3 protein-coding genes are annotated in these 21,990 nt (G+C 76.2%); all 3 read left to right on the top strand.

The features are described from left to right. Window positions 1–321: 321 nt before the first annotated feature. A complete protein-coding gene (locus tag IE316_RS09365; protein WP_229910285.1) occupies window positions 322–1,446 on the top strand; it encodes a cytochrome P450 in 1,125 nt (374 codons plus the stop codon). Window positions 1,447–1,533: 87 nt separating this feature from the next. After that, window positions 1,534–2,889, top strand: a complete 1,356-nt coding sequence (locus IE316_RS09360) for a serine hydrolase domain-containing protein (RefSeq protein WP_190203699.1) — start codon at window positions 1,534–1,536, stop codon at window positions 2,887–2,889. A gap of 428 nt (window positions 2,890–3,317) precedes the next feature. Continuing rightward, a complete protein-coding gene (locus IE316_RS09355) occupies window positions 3,318–21,983 on the top strand; it encodes a non-ribosomal peptide synthetase (protein WP_190203698.1) in 18,666 nt (6,221 codons plus the stop codon). Window positions 21,984–21,990: the final 7 nt, after the last annotated feature.

Raw genomic sequence — 21,990 nt, 5'->3', positions numbered from 1 at the left:
CCGCCCCCAGGTCCGCTGACCGGCCGGACCGGCCACGTCCGGGCGGCTGACCGGCCGCCGCCCGCAGCCGGCCGACCCGGCCGGGCCACGCACCGGCCACCTGGCACGGAGCGACACCACCCCGCGGGGCCACCGCCCGACGGCCGTGACCGTGACGGCCACGCTGCCCGCGGCCGACCACACGGCACCGCCGGTGGCCCACCGCCGGGCCCGCGCGTCCTCATCCAAGGAGAAACGGTGACAAGCACACAACTGCCCGGGGCCGAATCGCCCCTTGACGCCTTACCCGGAAGATGGCGGTCCTTACGCGACGCGGGGCCCGTGACGTACGACGAGGAACGGCGGCAGTGGCACGTCGTGGACCACCAGGGCGTCGCGGCGATCCTGTCGGACCCGGCGACGTACTCCTCCGACATGACGCCGATCGCCCCGACCCAGGAGGACTTCGAGACCTTCACCCAGGGCAACTTCGTCGGGATGGACCCGCCGGAGCACCGCAAGCTCCGCACCCTGGTGAGCCAGGCATTCACCCCGCGCGTGGTCCACGGACTCGCGCCGCGCATCGAGGCCATCTGCGCCCGGCTGTTCGACGGTGTCGCCGACCGCGACCGCTTCGACCTGGTCGACACCCTCGCCTACCCCCTGCCGATCATCGTGATCGCCGAACTCCTCGGTGTCCCCGCCGAGGACCACCGGCTGTTCCAGGAGTGGGCCGCGACCCTCTTCGGCGGCGACCAGCTCGGCGACAGCCTCGACATGGCCGACCTGGAGAAGGCGCTGGAGGCCATCGCCCCGACCGTGCGCGAGATGAACGGCTACGTGCTGGACCACATACGCCGGCGCCGTGCCGACCCCGGTGACGACCTGACCAGCAGACTCCTGTCCGCCGAGGTCGACGGGACGCGCCTGGAGGACCAGGAGATCGTCGGCTTCGTGGCCCTGCTGCTGGTCGCCGGGCACATCACCACCACCGCGCTGCTCGGCAACGCCGTGGTCACCTTCGACCGCCACCCCGGCACGCTCGCCGCGCTGCGGCAGGACCCGGCCCGGGTGCCCGTCGCCGTGGAGGAGGTCCTGCGCTGGCTCCCGCCCTTCCCCGAGCTGGGCCGGCGCACCACCCGCACCGTCGAACTCGGCGGCCACGAGATCCCGGCCGACACCCTGCTGATGGTCCACCTGGGGGCCGCCAACCGCGACCCCTCCCGCTTCACCTCGCCGGACGTCTTCGACCCGGCCCGCGATCCCAACCCCCATCTGACCTTCGGGCACGGCATCCACTTCTGTTTCGGCGCCCCTCTGGCCCGGCTGGAAGCCCGTATCGCCCTGCAGATGATGATGGATCGTTTCCCCACCATCGCGGTGCCCTCGTACGACGACGTGACGTACCAGAACCCGGCCGTCATCGTCGGCGTGCGCCACCTGCCGATCGTCGTCACCAGGCCGTAAAGCACGTCGACGCGCACCCCCGCACCGCTCACCGCGGGCCGGCGCGTCCGCTCACCCGCACCCGCTCTCACCAGGAGTGACGTCCCCATGCCCTACTCGACCGCCGCGCCGGCCACCGACCGGCCATCGACCCCCTCACCCGACGAGTTGCGCAGTCACCTCGACTCCCTCGCGCGCATCCACCGTGTGCCCGGCGCCCAACTCGCCGTCCACACCGGAACCCACCTCCTCAGCCTGCACACCGGCACGGCCGACGCGCTGGCGAACACCCCGTTCACCGCGCGGACCGCCGTCCCCCTGGGCTCCGTCACCAAGGTCGCCACCGCCACGGCCGTCCTGCTCCTCGCCGACGACGGCGACATCGACCTGGACGAGCCCGTCAGCGACCTGCTGCCCGACTTGCCGGGCGAGCTTCCCGACGTGACGGTCCGTCACCTGTTGAGTCACACCGCCGGCCTCCCCACCGGCCCCGACTCCGACAGCGCCGTCGGCACCACCGCCGCCCGCTACCTCTCGACGGTCTGGACCGCCCGGAACGCCCTCTTCGCCCCGGGCACCGGGTTCTCGTACTCCAACGCCGGTTACGTCGCCGCCGGCCGCATTCTGTCCGAAGTGACGGGCATGACCTGGCAGGAAGCGGTGACGGCACTCGTCCTGGAACCCCTGGACATCGTCCCCGCCTTCCTGGGTGACACCGCCCCCGCGCGGCCGCTCGCCAGCGGCCACGCCCTCAACACGGCGACCGGCCTGGTGCGCCCGGCCCACCAGAACCTCGCCCCGGTGGAGGCCCCGGCCGGAGCCCTGCTGGCGAGCGCCGAGGACCTGGTCACGCTGGGCAGAGCCCTGATCGGCCGATCGACCGCGCTGCCGGCCGCCGTCGCCGACCGGATGCGCCGGCCCGAACCGGCCGCCGACGCCGGTGCGCTGGCGGACTCCTGGGGCCTGGGCCTCGCCCTCTTCGAGCAGGGCGGCCGCACGTGGTGGGGCCACGACGGCAACGCGCAGGGCACCTCCTGCCACCTGCGGGCCGACGCCGACAGCGGCACCGTCGTCGCCTTCACCGGCAACGCCGGCGCCGCCACCGCCCTGTGGCGCGACCTGGCCGCGGAACTCACCCGGGTCACCGGCGTCCGCGTGCCCACCGGCCCGTCCGCCGACACCCGCCGCGGACCCGCCGTGACCCTCCCGGACTGCGCCGGGACGTACCGCAACGGGGGCATCGAGTACAAGGTCAAGCCCGACGGGGACGGCAAGCCGACCCTGTCCGTCGACGGCGACTACCCCTTGCCGCTGGTGTGCTACGCGGACCTGTCCTGCGACCTGGTCGACCCCTCCACCGACCGGCTCGAACCGGGCGGCCGCTTCCACCGCGACCCGGTCACCGGGGCCATCGACCGCCTGCAGATATCCGGGCGCACCGCGCGCCGAATAAGCACCGGCTGACCGCGCGCCGCACCGGCATCGGCTGATCACCCGCCGTACCGGCACCGGCCGACCGCGCGCCGCCCAGGCGCCGACCCGCCGCCCGCCCCCGGCACCGACGAGCCGAACACCGGGCCCCGCGACGTCCCCCGTGCGCGCGATCGACGCCGACCGACCGTGCGCGCGGACGACGCCGACGAGCCGTGCGCGCGACCCACGCCGACCTGTCGCGCGCCGGTGCACCCCGGCCGACCGCCGGCCGGCACCGTCCGACCGCACGCCCGGACCCGCACCGTCCGATCGCGCGGCACCGGCACGGCCCGGTCGCGCCCCGCACCCGCACCCGCCCCGTACGCAAGGACTCCCGCCCCGCTCCGGTGTGCCCACGGGCCGCCGTGGAGCGGCGCGGCGGGCCCGCGCGCCGCCACCGCCCGAAGGACTGCACCCCGATGACGGACCTGCACGCCCAGCGCCCCGCCACGCCTCCGCCGGCCGGCTCCGTCCGGCCGGCCCCCGCTCACGCCGCCGCCCGTCACGTGCCGCTCGGTGAGCTGTTCACCCGGCAGGTGACGCGCGACCCGGACGCCCCCGCGGTCACCGACGGCCGGCGCACCTGGTCCTACGGGGAACTCGCCCGCAAGGCCGGCCGGCTCGCCGCCCACCTCGCCGCGCACGGCGCCCGACCGGAGCGGACCGTGGCCCTGGTCCTGCCACGCTCGATCGAACTGATCGCCGCCGAGCTGGCCGTGGCCCTCGCCGGGGCGGCCTTCCTCCCCGTCGACCCCGACTACCCGGCGGAACGACGGGAGTTGATGCTCGCCGACGCCGTACCCGCCGTCGTCCTGGACGACCTCGCCCGGGTCCGCGCGCTGCTGGACGGCGAAGGCGGGGAGCCGGACCCGGCGGACGCGGACGCGGACCCGGACGTCAGCGGGGTGCGGCCCGACCACGCCGCGTACGTCATCTTCACCTCCGGCTCCACCGGCACCCCCAAGGGCGTCACCGTCACCCACCGGGGCATCGCCGGGTTCGCCGCGGCGGCCGCCGAGCGGTACGCCGTCGGCCCCGGCGACCGGGTGCTGCAGTTCTCCTCGCCGAGCTTCGACGCCTCCGTACTGGAGCTGTTCATCTCGGTGCTGTCCGGCGCCGTCCTGGTCGTCCCGCCGCACGGGCCCTGGCTGGGCGACGAACTCGCCGCCGTCCTGGCCGAACACCGCATCACCCACACCCTGATACCGCCGGCCGCCCTCGCCACCCTGCCCGACCCGGCGGAGCTCGGCGGCCTGCCGTCGCTGCGCACCCTGATCGTCGGGGCCGAGGCGTGCCCGGCCGCCCTCGTCGACCGGTGGGCCCCCGGCCGCCGCATGATCAACTCCTACGGGCCGACCGAGGCCACCATCGTCGCCACCTGGACCGGCCCCCTGGCCCCGGGTACCGGTACCCCCGCCATCGGCGGCCCCCTGCCCGGCACCGAGGCCCACGTCCTGGACGCGGCGCTGCGCCCGGTGCCGGCCGGCGGTGAGGGCGAACTCTACGTGGGCGGCGACGGACTGGCCCGCGGCTACCTCAACCGGCCCGGACTGACCGCGGCACGCTTCGTCGCCCACCCCGCCGGACCGCCCGGCGCCCGGCTCTACCGCACCGGCGACCGGGTGCGCCGGCGCGACGACGGCGAGCTGGAGTTCCTCGGCCGCGCCGACCGGCAGGTCAAGGTCCGCGGCTTCCGCATCGAACCCGGCGAGATCGAGGCCGCCCTGACCCGGGACCCGCAGGTCCGCGAGGCCGTCGTCGTGGTCCGCGACCAGGAGCCCGGCCGCGGCCGGCTCATCGGCTACGTCACCCCCGCCGACGCCGCCGGCGGACCCGAGCCGGCCCGGCTGCGCGCCGCCCTCGCCGCCGCCCTGCCCGCGCACATGGTGCCCTCCGCGATCGTCGTGCTGGACGCGCTGCCGCTCACCCCGCAGAACAAGATCGACCTCAGGGCGCTGCCCGCCCCCGGCGCGGCGCCGGCCGAACGGCACGTCGCCCCGCGCACGGACGGCGAACGGACCCTGGCCGCGATCTGGGCCGACGTCCTCGGCGTCGACACCGTCGGCCTCGACGACGACTTCTTCGACCTGGGCGGCGACTCGATCCTCGCGGCCCGCGTGCTGACCCGCATCCGGGAGGCGTCCGGCGCCCGGCTCACCCTGCGCGACGTGTTCACCGCGCGGACCGTCGGCGCGCTCGCCCCGCTGACCGCCGAGCCGTCCGCCGCCCCGCCGGAGCCGATCCCCGCCGCCCCGCGCTCCGAGCCCGTCCCGCTCTCCAGCGCCCAGCGGCGCCTGTGGTTCCTCGACGACCTCACCGACGGCGGCACCGAGTACAACACCGGCGTGGCGCTGCGCCTGCGCGGCCCCCTCGACACGCCGGCCCTGGAACGCGCCCTGTACCGGCTCGCCGCCCGCCACGCCTCCCTGCGCACCACCTTCGCCACGGTCGACGGACAGGGCGTCCAACGCGTCGCCCCCGAGCCGGACCTGCCGTTGCGCACCGCCGACGTCGGGCACGTGCCGGCCGACCGGCGGGACGGCGCCGTCGCGCGCCTGCTGACCGAGGAGCTGCGCCGGCCCCACGACCTGACGACCGGACCCCTGACCCGGGCGCTGCTCGTCCGCCGGGCAGCCGGTGACCACGTCCTGCTGCTCGCCCAGCACCACATCGTCACCGACGGCTGGTCGGTGGGCGTCCTGACCCGGGACCTGGCCGCGCTCTACCGCGCGGAGGCCGCGGGAGACCCCGACGGGCTGCCCGAACCCGGGGTGCAGTACCCGGACTTCGCGCTGTGGGAGCGCGGGCGGCACTCCGCCGACGCCCACGCCGACGACCTCGCCTACTGGAGACGCCACCTCGCCGGCCTCCAGCAGCTCGACCTGCCCACCGACCGGCCGCGGCCCGCGGTGCGCACCACCGCGGGCGCGGCCCACCGCCAGGACGTACCGCGCCACTTGGCGGACCGGCTGCGGCAACTGGCTGCGGGCCGCGACACCACCGTCTTCACGGTGTTCGCCGCGGCGGCGGCCGTGCTGTTCGCCCGCTACTCGGGTCAGCGGGACGTCGCGTTCGGCACCGTCACCAACGGGCGGGACCGCCGCGAACTCGAGGACGTCACCGGCTTCTTCGCCAACACCGTCGTGCTGCGCGGCGAGGTCGACGACGCCGCCACGGTGGACCGGTTCGTGCAGAGCATGCGCGCGACCGTGCTGGACGCGTTCGCGCACGACGGCGTGCCCTTCGACCGGGTGGTGGAGGAGCTGGCCCCGCCCCGCGACCCCAGCCGCACCCCGCTGGTGCAGGCGCTGGTGGTGCAGCAGGCGGCTCCCGCCCGGCCGCCGGTCGCCGCCGGACTGCGCATCGAGGACCACCCGCTGCCCCGCCCGGCCGCCCGCTTCGACCTGGTGCTGGAGTTCGCGCCGCGCGCCGACGGCGGACACGAGCTGACGGTCGAGTACAACACCGACCTGTTCGACGCGGCGACCGTGGCCCGGATGGCCCGGCAACTTCGCCACCTGCTCGAAGGGATGGCGGACGGCCCGCAGCGGACCCTGGCCGACCTCCCGCTGCTGTCCGACGACGAGCGGCGCGTGCTCCTGGACTCCTGGAACCCGCCCGCGTCGGCCGCGGACCCGGCCGCCGACACCACGCTCCCCGCGCTGTTCGAGGAGCAGGTGGCCAGGACGCCCGACCGCACCGCTGTGACCTGCGGCGACGCCCGGTTGGACTACGCCGGTCTGAACCGGCGCGCCAACCGCCTCGCCCGTCTGCTCGCGGCGCGCGGCGCGGGTCCTGAGTCCCTCGTGGCGCTGTGCCTGCCGCGCACCGCCGGCCTGCTGCCGGTGCTGTGGGCCGTCCTGAAGTCGGGCGCCGGCTACCTGCCGGTCGACCCCGCCTACCCGGCCGAGCGCATCCGCTTCATGCTCACCGACGCGGCCCCCGCCCTCGTCCTCGCCACCCGGGAGACCGCGCACGCGCTGCCGGAGGACTGCGAGCCGCTGCTGCTGGAGGACGTGGCACCCAACCTGGCCGGCACCACGTCCGGCACCGCGGCCGACCTCGCGGACCCGGCCGGTGCCGACGCCGACCGCACGGACGCCGACCTCACCGACGCCGACCGCACGGCGCCGCTGCACCCGTCCCACCCGGCCTACGTCATCTACACCTCCGGCTCCACCGGCCGGCCCAAGGGCGTGGTCGTCCCCCACCGCGGCGTGGCCGCGCTGGCCGCCTGGGCCCGGGAGACGTTCGGCGAGCGCGGCTTCTCCCACGTCGTCGCCTCCACCTCCCTCAACTTCGACGTGTCCGTCTTCGAGCTGCTGTGCCCCCTGCTGGCCGGCGGCAGCGTCGAAGTCGTCGCCGACCTCACGGCCCTGGCCGACCTCCCCGCCCCCACCGACGGATCGGGCCCGCACCGGGCCGGACTGCTCAGCGGCGTCCCGTCCGCGCTGTCCCGGGTGTTCGGCGGCGCCGGCGCCCTGGCGGCGGACACCGTCGTCCTGGCCGGAGAGGCGCTGCCCGCCCGCACCGTCCGCGACATCCACGACGCCATGCCCGCGGCCGAGGTGGCGAACATCTACGGCCCCACCGAGGCCACCGTCTACGCCACGGCCTGGTTCTCCGGCGGCACCGTCCCCGACCAGGCCCCGCCCATAGGGCGCCCCGTCGCCCGCACCCGCGCCTACGTCCTGGACCACCTGCTGCGCCCCCAGCCGCCGGGCGTCACCGGCGAGTTGTACCTCGGCGGCGGCGGGCTCGCGCGCGGGTACCTGCATCGCCCCGGCCTGACCGCGGCCCGCTTCGTCGCCGACCCGTTCGGCGTTCCCGGGGAGCGCATGTACCGCACGGGCGACCTGGTGCGCTGGAGCGCCGACGGCCAGCTCGAGTACCTCGGCCGCGTCGACCAGCAGGTCAAGGTCCGCGGCTTCCGCATAGAGCTCGGCGAGGTCGAGGAGGCGCTGCGCGGCTGCGCGGGCGTCGCCGAGGCCGCCGCCACGGTCCGTGACGGCGACGGCCACCGCCGCCTCGCCGGGTACGTCGTCCCCGCCCCCGGCGCCACGGTGGAGCCCGAGGCGGTCCGCCGGGCACTCGGGCGGACCCTGCCCGACTACATGGTCCCGTCGGCCGTCGTGGTGCTGCCCGCCCTGCCGCTCAACCCCAACGGCAAACTGGACCGCGCCCGGCTCCCCGACCCGGCGCCCGCCGAGCGCGCCGCCCGCCACGTCGCGCCCCGCACCACCACCGAACGGACCCTGGCCGCCATCTGGGCCGGCGTCCTGCAGGTGGAGCGGGTCGGCGCGGACGACAACTTCTTCGCGCTGGGCGGCGACTCCATCCTCAGCATCCAGGTCGTGGCCCAGGCCCGGCAGGCGGGCCTGACGATCAGCTCGCGCGACCTCTACCAGCACCAGACGCTCGCCGCCCTGGCCCGCCGTGCCGACGAGGCCGGCAGCCGGCGCCGAACCGCCCCGGCCGCCCCCGTCGAGGCCACCGGCGCCGCGCCGCTGACCCCCATCCAGCACTGGCTCTTCGACAGCGCCGCCGAGCGGGCCGGGCACTTCGCCCAGACGCTGTCGCTGGACCTGCCCGCCGACGTCGACGAGAGCGCGCTGCAGGCCGCCCTGGACGACGTGGTCGCCCACCACGACGCGCTGCGGTCCCGCTTCCTCGCCGACGGATCGGGCGTCCGGTGGCTGATCGACGGCCCGGCCGCGCGCTGCCGCCTCGTCCGCCACACCGGTCCGGACACCGACGCCCCGCACCTCGGCCGGTACGACCTGGACCGCGGTCCGCTGCTGCGCGCCGTCCTGCACGACCGGGGCGACGGACGGCCGCCCGTCCTGCACCTGTCCGTGCACCATCTCGTCGTGGACGGCGTCTCCTGGCGCCTGCTCCTGGAAGACCTCGAACTCGCCTACCGCGCCCGCCGCGAGGGCCGGGACGGCGCGGCCGCGCTGCCCCGCAAGTCCTCCCCGCTGCGGCAGTGGGCCGAGTGGCTGGCCGCGCACACCGCCGCCGGCGGCTTCGCCGCGGAGAAGGCGTACTGGACCCGGCAGACCGAGGGCGCCCCGGCGGCCCTGCCCACCGACCGGGAGGGCACCAACACGTACGCCTCCCAGCGCGCGGTGACGGTGCGGATCGGCGCCGAGGACACCGACCTGCTGCTGCGGACCCTCCCGGAGACCTACCGCACCCGGGCCAACGACGTCCTGCTCGCCGCGCTCGGCCGGGTGCTGTGCGGCTGGAGCGGGCAGGAGCGGGTCCTGGTCGACGTCGAAGGGCACGGCCGCGAGGACCTGTTCGCCGACGTCGACACCAGCCGCACCGTCGGCTGGTTCACCACCCGCCACCCCGTCGCCCTGGCCGTCCCGCCGGAGGACGACTGGGACGGCGTGCTCAAGCGGGTCAAGGAGCACCTGCGGGCGGTGCCCCGGCACGGCATCGGCCACGGCGCGCTGACCCTGCCGGGCCGCGACGGCGCACCGCTCCCGGCGACCAGCGCGCAGATCAGCTTCAACTACCTCGGCCGGTTCGGCCTGTCCGAGACCTCCGGGGAGGGCCTGTTCCGCGGGCTGGCCCGCCCGCTGGAGCTGGACGCCGACCCCGCCTCGACGCGCCCGCACCCCCTGGAGGTGGTGGGGCGCCTCGACGGCGACAGCCTGGAGTTCACCTGGTTCTACTCCGACCGGCTGCACCGGGAGGAGACCGTCGCGGACCTCGCGGAACGCTACGCCGACGCGCTGGCCGGGCTCGCCCGGCACGCGGCCCGGCCCGGCGCCGCCGGACGCACCCCCTCCGACTTCCCTCTGGCCCGGCTCGACCAGAGCCACGTCGACCGGATCGCGGGCGAGGACCCGGCCGGCCTGGAGGACGTCCACCCGCTCACGCCCACCCAGGCCGGCATGCTCTTCCACCGGCTCTCTCAGGCCGACCGCGGCGTGTACTTCCAGCAGTTGACGTTCGTCCTGGACGGTGTGCCCGACCCGGCGGTGCTGGCCGACGCCTGGCAGCGGGTCACCGACCGCACCCCGGTGCTGCGCGCCCGGGTGGTGTGGGAGGACGTTCCCGAGCCGCTGCTCGCGGTGCAGCGCCGGGCCGCTGTACCGGTGGAGTCCGCCGACTGGCGCGGCCTGACCGCCGCCGAGCAGGACGAGCGGCTGCGCGACCTGCTCGACCGCGACCGCGCCCGGGGCGTCGACCTGACCCGCGCCCCGCTCCAGCGCCTGGTCCTGGCCCGGGTCTCCGACGGCGCGGTGCGCGTCGTGTGGTCCTTCGACCACCTGATCCTGGACGGCTGGAGCCTGTTCCAGGTGCTGTCCGACGTCTTCGCCTGCCACGCGGGCCTGTCCGGCGCCGCACCGCTCGTGCTGCCCGAGCGCCGCCCGTTCCGCGACTACGTCGCCTGGCTGCGGGAGCACACCGAGGCGGCCGAGGGCGAACGGCACTGGCGGGCCCGCCTGAACGGGCTGGCCGAGACCACCGCGCTGCCCTTCGACCGCGAGCCCCGCGAGAGCCACCGCGCGGAGTCCACGGCGGCGGTGCGCGTCACCCTGCCCGAGGCCGTCACCAAGTCCCTGCTGGACGTGGCCAGGACGGCGGGCCTGACGGTCAACACCCTCGTCCAGGGCGCCTGGGCGGTGCTGATGAGCCGTCAGGCAGGCCGCGACGAGGTGGTGTTCGGCACCACCGTGTCCGGACGGCCGCCCGAGCTCCCCGGCGCCGACGCCATCACCGGCCTGTTCATCGCCACCCTGCCCAGCCGCGTGCGGGTGCCGCGCGACGAGCCGCTGCTCACCTGGCTGGCGAGGCTTCAGCAGGAGCAGAGCGAGGACCGGCGCCACGACCATGTGCCGCTGCACCGGATGACGGCGTACACCGACCTGCCCGAACGGGCCGCCCTGTTCGACAGCATCGTCGTCTTCGAGAACTACCCGGTCGACGACGACCTCGCCGCCGCCCACGGCCTGCGGCTGACCGGCCTGGAGGGGATCGAGACCACCAACTACCCGCTCAGCCTGGTCGCCTACCCCGGCACGGAACTCGCCCTGCGCCTCGGCTACGACCCGGACCTCTTCGACGCCGCCACCGTCGAGCGGATGGCCGAGTACCTCACCGTCCTGCTGGAGAACTTCGCCGCCGCCCCGCGATCCGTCCCCGCCCGGCTCTCCCTGCTGACCGACGCCCGCCGCGAGCAGGTGCTGCGCACCTGGAACGACACGGCCACCGACGCGCCCGTCACCACCACTGCGGACCTCTTCGCCGCACAGGTGGAACGCACCCCCGACGCCGTCGCCCTGCTGGCCGGCGACGAGCGGCTGACCTACCGCGACCTCGACACCCGGGCGAGTGCCCTGGCCGGCCGGCTCGCCGCGCTCGGAGTGCGCCCGGAGGTCGCCGTCGGCGTGCTCATGGACCGCTCGACCGCCCTCGTCGTCGCCCAGCTCGCCCTCTCCCGCCTCGGCGGCGTGTACGTCCCGCTGGACGGCCGGGCCCCCGCCGACCGGCTGCGCACCATGCTCGCGGAGGCCGGCGCCGGCCTGCTGCTCACGGACGCCGAGTGGCAGGCGACGGCCGCGGACCTGCTCCCCGAGGGACACGTCCTGCGCCCGGACCTGGACACCGGCGGGCCCACCGCGGACCTCGCCACCGTGCCGCGCGTGCACCCGGACAACGTCCAGTACCTCATGTTCACCTCCGGCTCCACCGGCAACCCCAAGGGCGTGGCCGCACGGCAGCGGGACGTCGCCACGCTCGCCCTCGACCGCGCCTTCGCGCACCACGACCGCGTCCTCGTGCACTCCCCGCACGCCTTCGACGCGTCCACCTACGAGCTGTGGGTGCCCCTGCTGCGGGGCGGCACGGCCGTCCTCGCCCCGCCCGGGGAGCTGGACGCCGCCGCCGTACGCCACGCCATCACCGAACAGGGCGTCAGCAGCGTGTTCCTGACGATCGGTCTGTTCCGCCTGTTCGCCCAGGAGGACCCCGCCTGCCTGAGCGGCGCCCGCGAGGTGTGGACCGGCGGCGAGGCCGTGCCCGGCGCCGCCGTACGGCGCGTGCTGGACGCCTGCCCCGACCTCACCGTCGTCGACGTGTACGGCCCCACCGAGACCACCGCCTTCGCCACCCGGCGGCCCTTCCGCGCCGGCGACACCCTGCCCGCGGCCCTCCCCATCGGCCGCCCCCTCGACGACACCCGCGCCTACGTCCTGGACGGCGCCCTCCAGCCCCAGCCACCCGGCGTGCCGGGGGAGCTGTACCTCGCCGGCGCCGGGCTGGCCCGCGGCTACATCGGCCGCCCCGGCGCCACCGCGGCCCGCTACCTCCCCGACCCCTACGGACCGCCCGGCGGACGGATGTACCGCACCGGCGACATCGTGCGCTGGAGCGCCGACGGCGACCTGCACTTCGTGGGACGCGCCGACGACCAGATCAAGATCCGCGGCTTCCGCGTCGAGCCCGCCGAGATCGAGGCCCGGCTCACCGCCCACCCGGCGGTCGCCGAGGCGGTGGTGTCGGTCTCCCGCCACGAGGGACGCAAGCGCCTGGTCGCGCACCTGGTGCCGGCCCCCGGCGCCACCGTGCCGCCGACGGCCGAGCTGCGCGCCCACGTGGCCGCGGAACTGCCCGACTACATGGTCCCGGCCGCATTCGTGCCCCTCGCCGAGCTGCCCCTGACCACGAACGGCAAGGTCGACCGGCGCCGGCTGCCCGCGCCCGAGTGGTCGGCCGCGGCCGACACCGCCTACCGCGCGCCGCGCACGGAGGCGGAGCAGGTGCTCGCCGGCATCTGGGCCGACCTGCTGGGCGTGGAACGCGTCGGCCTAGACGACCACTTCTTCATGCTGGGCGGCGACTCCATCGTCAGCATCCAGGTCGTCTCCCGGGCCCGCACCGCCGGGCTCGCGCTGACCCCGAGGGACCTGTTCCGCCACCCCACGCTCGCCGCCCTGGCCGCCGCGTCGACCGGCGCCGCCGCGACCGTCGCGGGCACCGGCACGGTCGCGGGGGAGGTACCCCTCACCCCGATCCAGCACTGGTTCCTCGACGCCGCACCGCCGCGCCCGGAGTACTTCAACCAGTCGGTGGTCGTCGAGACCGGCGAGGACGTCGACCCCGGCGCCCTGCGGACCGCACTCGCCGCGCTGTGGACCCACCACGACGCCCTGCGCGCCCGCTTCACCCGCACCGCCGACGGCACCTGGCGCCAGGAGTACACCGCCGCGGACGCCGGCGTACCGGAGCTGCTGCGCACGCACGACCTGAGCGGCCAGGACGCGGGCGCCGCCGCAGGGGCCGAGGCCCGCCTCACCCACGAGGCGCACACCGGCTTCCGGCTGGACACCGGGCCGCTGCTCGCCGCACGCCTGTTCACCGGCGGCGGCCGGCCCCCGCGCCTGCTGCTGACGGCCCACCACCTGATCGTCGACGGCGTCTCCTGGCGCGTCCTCCTGGAGGACCTGGAGACCGCCTACCGGCAGGCCAAGGACGGCGAGCCGGTCCGGTTGCCGCAGCGCACCACGTCCGTGCGGGAGTGGGTGCGGCGGCTCACCGCACGCACCGGCGAGGCCGGCCTCGCCGCGCAGCGCGCCCACTGGGCCGACGTCTCCCGGCACTGCGCCGCACCCCTGCCGGTGGACCTCGACGGCGGCAACACCGCCGCCGACCTGCGCGCCGTGACCGTACGCCTCGACCGGCGGCGCACCGAGGACCTCCTGCGCAAGGTCCCCGGCGTGTACCGCACCCGCGTCGACGACGTCCTGCTGACCGCCCTCGGCCGCGTCCTGGCCGACTGGACCGGCCGCAGCACCGTCGCCGTGGGACTGGAGGGCCACGGCCGCGAGGACCAGCAGTTCGACGACCTCGACCTGTCCCGCACCGTCGGCTGGTTCACCAGCCTCTTCCCGGTCGCCCTCGACCTGCCCGACGGCGACTGGGGCGCCGCGCTGAAGGCCGTGAAGGAACAGCTCCGGGCCGTTCCCGACCGGGGGATCGGCTACGGCGCCCTGCGCCACCTCGCGGGCGACGAACGGCTCGCCGGAGCTCCGCTGCCCGGCATCAGCTTCAACTACCTGGGCCGCTTCGACTGGTCCGCCGCCGACGCCGAGCTGGTCCGGGCCGTGCCCGGCGGCCTGGACGGCGCGGAGGACCCCGGCGCACCCCGCCCGCACCTGCTCGACGTGGTGGCCCGCGTCGAGGACGACGAACTGGAGATCACCTGGCACTACAGCGGCGGCCGCCACCGCGAGGAGACCGTCGCCTCCCTCGCCGGGGGCATGCTGCGCTCGCTGGAGGAGATCGTCGCGCACTGCGCCACTCCCCGGGCCGGCGGCCGCACCCCCTCGGACTTCCCGCTGGCCCGGCTCGACCAGGCGGCCGTGGACCGCGTCGTCGGTGACGGCCGCGGCGTCGAGGACGTGTACCCGCTCACCCCCATGCAGGCGGGCATGCTGTTCCACAGCCTGATGGACCCGCAGGGCCGCACCTACGTCAACCAGGTGCAGGTCGTCCTGCACGGAGTCACCGACCCGCACGCCCTCGCCGGGGCGTGGCAGGACACGGCGGACGCCAACGCGATCCTGCGCACCCGCCTGGTGTGGCAGGAGACCGCCGAACCCCTCCAGGTGGTGGAGAAGCGGGCCGCCGTTCCGGTCACCCACCACGACTGGACCGGACGGACCCCCGAGTGGTGCGCGCGCGAGACGGAGGCGCTGCTGGCCGCCGACCGCGAGGCGGGCATCGACCTCGGTGCGGCCCCGCTGATGCGGCTCGCCCTGATCCGGCTGGCCCCCGACCGGGTGCGCATGGTGTGGACGTTCCACCACGTGCTGCTGGACGGCTGGAGCGCGGCCCAGGTGTTCGACGAGGTGTGCGAGCGGTACGCGGCCCGCACCGCCGGCCGCCGTCCGCGGGTGCCCGACCGGGCCCGCTTCGCCCGTTACCTGGAGTGGCTGGCCGCCCAGGACACCGCCGGGGCGGAACGGCACTGGCGTGACACCCTCGCCGGGTTCGCCGTACCCACCGAACTGCCCCGCGACCGGCGCTCCGCCGGCACCCACGGCGCGTCCTCCTCGGGCACGGTGCGGGTCGCCCTGGGCAAGGAGGTGTCGGCCCGGCTCAGGGACACCGCCCAGCGGGCCGGGCTGACCGTCAACACGGTGCTCCAGGGCGCCTGGGGCCTGCTGCTGCACCACTACGGCGGCGGCGACGACGTCGTCTTCGGCACGACCGTGTCCGGCCGCCCGGCCGAACTGCCCGGCGTCACCTCGATGGTGGGCCTGTTCATCAACACCCTGCCCACCCGGTTGCGCGTCGACCGGCGGCGCCCCCTGCTGGAGTGGCTGCGCGAACTGCAGGCCGCCCAGTCCGAGTCGCGCCGCCACGACTTCGTCTCCCTCGCCCAGCTCCAGTCCTGGAGCGAAGTCCCCGGCGGCACCGGCCTGTTCGACAGCATCGTCGTCTTCGAGAACTACCCGTTCGACGCGGGCGCCCTGGCCCGGCACGGACTCGCCGTCGAGCAGGAACGCGACGTCGAGCCGACCAGCTACGCGCTCAGCGTGGTCGTCGCCCCCGGCGACGACGTCACCGTGAGCCTCGACTACGACCCGGCCGCCTTCGACGCGGCCACCGTCGAGGGCATCGGCGCGAGCCTGCGCACCCTGCTGACCCAGTTCGCCGCCGACGCCGACCGCGACCTGGCCGAGCTGACCCCTCTGGAACCGGCCGACGGACGCCGCCTGCTGGACCGCCTCGCCGGACCGGGGGCGCGGCTGCCGCGCCGCACCCTCCCGGACGCCTTCGCGGACCAGGTGGCCCGCACCCCCGATGAGCCCGCCGTCCTCCACGGCACCGAGGAGTTGACCTACCGTCAGCTCGACGAGCGTGCCAACCGGCTCGCCCGCCTGCTGATCGGGGCCGGCGCCGGACCGGAGCGGTTCGTCGCCCTGGCCCTGCCCCGCACCGCCGACCTCGTCGTGGCGCTCCTCGCGGTCCTCAAGAGCGGCGCCGCCTACCTGCCGGTCGACCCCGGCTACCCCGCGGAGCGCATCGCGTTCCTCTTCGAGGACGTACGCCCCGACGCCGTCATCACCAGCGCGGAGACCTCCGCACAACTGCCGGAGGGCCCGTACACACGGATCACCCTGGACGACCCCGACTGGACCGCCCGGCTCGCCGCCGCGTCCGCCACGCCCGTCGGCGACGGCGAGCGGCGCGGCAGGCTGCTGCCGGACCACCCGGCCTACGTCATCCACACCTCCGGCTCCACCGGCCGGCCCAAGGGCGTCGTCGTCCCGCACGCCTCCGTGGTGGCGCTGACCGACTGGGCCGCCGCCGAGTTCAGCGGCCGCGGGCTCGCCCACGTCGTGGCGTCGACCTCGCTCAACTTCGACGTGTCGGTGTTCGAGATCTTCTCGCCGCTGCTGGCGGGCGGCCGGGTGGAGGTCGTCCGCGACCTGCTGGCCCTCGCCGAGCGGTCCGGGCCGTGGCGGGCCGGGCTGCTCAGCGCCGTCCCGTCCGCCCTCGGCCGGCTGCTCGCCGAGGACACCGTGCGCGTGGGCGCCGACACCGTCGTCCTGGCCGGCGAGGCCCTGCCCGCCCGCGCCGTCCAGCAGGTGCGCGCGGCGGTCCCCGGCTGCCGGGTGATGAACATCTACGGCCCCACCGAGGCCACCGTCTACGCCACCGCTTTCACCTGCGACCCGGCCGACCCCGACCGGGTGCCGCCCATCGGCCGGCCCGTCGGCGGCGCCCGCGCCTACGTCCTGGACGCCCGCATGCGGCCCGTGCCCGTCGGGGCGCCCGGCGAGCTGTATCTCGCCGGGACCGGCGTGGCCCGCGGCTACCTGAACCGGCCCGGCCTGACCGCCGGCCGCTTCCTCGCCGACCCCTTCGGCCCGCCCGGCAGCCGCATGTACCGCACCGGCGACCTGGTCCGCTGGAGCGCCGACGGCGACCTGCTGTACCTCGGCCGCTCCGACGACCAGGTGAAGGTGCGCGGCTTCCGCATCGAACTCGGCGAGCTGGAGGCCGCGTTGGCCCGGCACCCGCAGGTCGCCGCGGCCGCCGCCCGCGTCGTGGAGCACGACGGCCACAAGCGCCTCGTCGGCTACGCCGTGCCCCGCGCGGGCGACCTCCCGGCACCGGCCGAGCTGCGCGCGTTCCTCGCCCGCACCCTGCCCGACCACCTGGTCCCCGCGGCCGTGGTGCCGCTGGAGCGGCTGCCGCTGGGCGCCACCGGCAAGCTGGACCGGCGCGCCCTCCCGGAACCGGTGTGGTCCGCCGCCGTCACCCCGCAGGACACCCGGCCGCCGAGCACCGCGACCGAGCAGGCCCTCGCCGCGATCTGGGCGCAGGTCCTCGGCGTGCCCGAAGTGGGCGCCTCCGACAACTACTTCGCACTCGGCGGCGACTCCATCCTCGGCATCCAGATCGTCTCCGCCGCCCGCCGCGCCGGGCTGATCCTGACACCCCGTCACCTGTTCGCCCACCAGACGATCGCCGAGCTCGCCGCCGCGGTGGACACCGCACCGGCCGGCCCCGCGACCGCCACGGCCGACCAGGGCCCGGTCGTCGGCGACGTCCCCCTCACCCCCGTACAGCACTGGCTGTTCGACACCCTCACCGGCGACCCGGCGCACTTCACCCAGGCCGTCTCCTTCGAGGTGGCGCCCGACACCGACGAGGCGCTGCTGCGCGCCACCCTCGCGGCGGTCCTGGAGCAGCACGACGCGCTGCGCATGCGCTACGAGCCCTCGGGCGACGGCCGGTGGCGGCAGGTGGGCACCCCGCCCGGCACCGCACCCCACCTGGAGGTGCACCGCGCCCCGCGGGAACCGGCCGACGTGGCCGCCGGGTTGTGCTCCGCGTTCGACCTGGCGGACGGGCCCCTGCTGAAGGCCGCCCTGTGCCACCGGGACGGCGGCCGGCCGGCCGTCCTCCTGCTGGCCGCCCACCACCTGGTCGTCGACGCGGTGTCCTGGCGGGTGATCCTCGAAGACCTCGAGGCCGCCCACCGGGCGCTGAGCGCCGGCGGGACACCCGACCTCGGCGCGAAGACCACGTCCTTCCGGGACTGGGCGCGGCGCCTGGCCGCGTACACCGCCGACGGCGGCTTCGACGACGAGGTCGCCCACTGGAGCGCCCTGCGCCCCACCGGCCTGCCGGCCGACCTCGCCGGCGCCAACACCGCCGCCGACGAGGAGACCGTGACCGTGGGCCTCGGCGCCGAGGAGACCCGGCGCCTGCTGAAGGAGGTGCCCGACGCCTACCGCACCCGCGTCAACGACGTCCTGCTGACCGCCCTCGGCCGGGTCCTGGCCCGCTGGACGCGACAGGACCGGGTGGTGGTCGCCCTGGAGGGCCACGGCCGCGAGGACCTCTTCGACGGCGTCGACCTCTCCCGCACCGTCGGCTGGTTCACCACCATGTTCCCCGTCGGCCTCGACGTGCCCCGCGACGCCGACCTCGGCACCGCGCTCAAGACCGTCAAGGAGAACCTGCGGGCCGTACCGCGCGGGGGAGTGGGCTACGGCGCGCTGCGCCACCTGCACCCGACGGCGGGAGCCGGCCTTCCCGCCCTGCCGCAGATCGCCTTCAACTACCTCGGCCGGCAGGACCGGAACGCCGGCGGCGACGGCCTGCTGCGGGCGCCCCACGAGGGACTGACCGGCGGCATGGACCGCTCGGCGGAGCGGCCCCACCTCATCGACGTGCTCGGCCGCGTCACCGACCAGCGCCTCGAGTTCACCTGGTCGTACTCCCGCGGGGTGCACCGGCCGGAGACCGTCGCCCGCCTCGCCGAGGAGACCGCGGAGGAACTGCGCCGGATCGTCGCGCACTGCGCCGAGCCCGGCGCGGGCGGCCGCACCCCGTCCGACTTCCCGCTGGCCGCCCTCGACCAGGCCGCCGTCGACCGGCTCGTCGGCGACGGCCACGCCGTGACGGACGTCTATCCGCTCACCCCCACCCAGACCGGCATGGTCGTGCACGGCATGGACGAGCCCGGCGAGGGCCTGTACGTCGAGCAGATCACCTTCGTCGCCGACGGCGTGCGCGACCCCGCGCTGCTCGCGGACGCCTGGCAGCATGTCGTGGACGCCACGCCCGTGCTGCGCACCGCCGTCGCCCTGACCGGGGTCCCGGTCCCGCTGCAGACCGTGCACCGCCACGTGCCCCTGCCCGTCACCCGCCTCGACTGGAGCGGCCTCGACCCGGCCGAGCGGGAGGGCGCGCTGCGCCGCCTGCTCGACGAGGACCGCGCCCACGGCATCGACCTGGGCCGCCCCCCGCTGCTGCGCGTCACCCTGATCCGGATCGGCCCGGACGAGGTGCGCGTGGTGTGGACCTTCCACCACGTCCTGCTGGACGGCTGGAGCGTCTTCCACGTGCTGTCGGACGTCCTCCAGGCGCACGCCGCGCTCGCCGCCGGGACCGAGCCCCGCCTCCCGGCCCGGCGGCCCTTCGCGGACTACGCCGCCTGGCTCGCCGGCCGGGACGGCGCCGCGGCCGAGGAGCACTGGAAGACCGCCCTCGCCGGGTACGCCGTGCCGACCCCGCTGCCGTACGACCGCAGGCCCGCCCCGGGCGCCGCCGCCCGGTCGGGCACCTGGCTGTCGCAGCGGCTCGACGCGGCCGGCACCGCCCGGCTGACCGACTTCGCCCGCCGCCACCGGCTCACCCTCAACACCCTGGTCCAGGGCGCCTGGGCGCTGCTGCTGGCGCGCTCCGGCGGCGGGCGGGACGTGTGCTTCGGCACCACGGTCTCCGGCCGTCCCGCCGACCTGGCGGGCGCGGACACCATCACCGGCCTGTTCATCACCACACTGCCCGCGCGGGTCACCGTGGACGAGTCCGCCCCGTGCCCCGCCTGGCTGCGGGCGCTGCAGGCCGCCCGCGCCGAGGACCGGCGCTTCGACCACGTACCGCTGACGGACCTCCACCAGTGGAGCGACGTACCCGCCGGCACCCCCCTGTTCGACAGCCTGCTGGTGTTCGAGAACTACCCGGTCGGCGACGCCACCGCCGGCGCGCACGGCGTGCGCGTGCACGGCCTCGACGCCCGCGAGGCGACCAATTACCCGCTCACCGTGGTGATCTCGCCGGGTGACGAGCTGACCGTCGAACTCGGACACGACCCGCGGTACTTCGACGAGGCCACCGCCGAGGCCCTGGCCGCCCGGCTGATGCACACCCTGACCGCCCTGGCCGCCTCCGGCGACGAGGAGCCGCTGCGGACGGTGGACGTGCTGCCGCCGGCCGAACGCCACCGGCTGCTGCACGGACCCGCCCGCCCGCAGCAGGCGCCGCCGCCCCCCGCCACGCTGCCCGCGCTGATCGAGGCCGCCGTCGACCGGTGGCCCGGCGAACCCGCCCTCGACACCGGGGAGTCCACGCTCACCTTCGCGCAGGCGGAGGCCCGCGCCAACCGGCTGGCGCACCGGCTCATCGCCCGCGGGGCGGGCCCCGGCGACATCGTCGCGCTGGTCCTGCCGCGCTCGGCCGACATGGTCCTCGCCCAGCTCGCCGTGGCCAAGGCGGGCGCCGCGTTCCTCCCGGTGGACCCCGGCTACCCGGCCGAGCGGGTCGCGCTGATGCTGCGCGACGCGCGGCCCGCCGTCACCCTGACCGCCGAGGAGGTCGCCGGCCTGCTCGCCGCGCCGCCCGACGGCACGCCGGACCACCGACCCGCCGACCCCGACCGGGTCCGCCCGCTGCACCTCGACGACCCGGCCTACGTCATCTACACCTCCGGCTCCACCGGCACCCCCAAGGGCGTCGTCGTCACCCACCGGGGCCTGGCCGCGTTCGCCGCCGCCGAGGCCGCGCACTACCAGGTGGGTGCCGGGGACCGCGTGCTGGCGTTCGCCACGCCCAGCTTCGACGCCTCGGTGCTGGAGCTGTGCATGTCCCTGCCGCACGGCGCGGCCCTCGTCGTACCGCCGCCCGGGCCGCTGCTCGGCGACGAACTGGCCGGCGTCCTGCGCGACGCGCGCATCACGCACACCCTGCTGCCGCCCGCCGCGCTCGCCACCCTCCCGCCGGACACCCCCGGCACCCTGCCCGACCTGCACACCCTGATCGTCGGCGCCGACGCCTGCCGGGCCGAACTGGTCGCCCGCTGGGCACCCCACCACCGCATGATCAACTCCTACGGGCCCACGGAGGCCACCGTCGTCGCCACCTGGTCCGATCCGCTCGCACCGGACGGTGAGGCACCGCCCGTCGGCCGCGCCCTGCCCGCCACCGCCGCCTACGTCCTCGACGCCCACCTGCACCCCGTCCCCGACGGGGTGCCCGGCGAACTGTGGCTGGCCGGACCGGCCCTGGCCCGCGGGTACCTGCACCGTCCCGGTCTGACGGCGACCCGCTTCACCGCCGACCCGTTCGGACCGCCCGGCGCCCGCATGTACCGCACCGGCGACCTGGTCCGCCGCGACGCCCGCGGCGAACTGCACTACCTCGGCCGCACCGACCACCAGCTCAAGCTGCGCGGCCACCGCATCGAGGCCGGCGAGGTGGAGGCGACCCTGGTCCGCCACCCGGCGGTGCTGGACGCCGTGGTGAGCGTGCGGGAGGACGAGCCGGGGCTGCCGCGCCTGGTGGCCCACGTGCTGGTCGCCCCCGGCGCCGAACCGCCCACCGGCGCCGACCTGCGGGCCCTGGCCGCCCGCACCCTGCCCGGCCCCATGGTGCCCTCGGCGTTCGTGCCGATGGACCGCTTCCCGCTCACGGAGAACGGCAAGACCGACCGGTCCGCGCTGCCCGCCCCCGCCCCGGAGACGCGGCAGCCCGACGCCGCGCACGTACCGCCCCGCACGCCCACCGAGGAGGCCGTCGCCGCCATGTGGGAGGAGGTCCTGGAGACCACCGTGGGCGCCGAGGACGACTTCTTCGCCCTGGGCGGCGACTCCCTGCGCGCCCTGTTCATCGCCTCCTGCGCCAACGACACCTTCGGCGTGCACCTCACGCCGCGCGACGTCCTGGTGGGCCGCACCGTCGCCGCCCTGGCGGACCTGGTGGAGGAACAGGTGCTGAGCGAACTCGAAGACGCCGCACGCGGCGACAGCGACCACGAAGAACGGTGAGGACCGG

Source organism: Streptomyces fumanus (assembly GCF_014655295.1).
GTDB lineage: Bacteria > Actinomycetota > Actinomycetes > Streptomycetales > Streptomycetaceae > Streptomyces > Streptomyces fumanus.
Note: the sequence above shows the minus strand (reverse complement) of the source record. Positions and strands in the feature narration are given on the sequence as shown.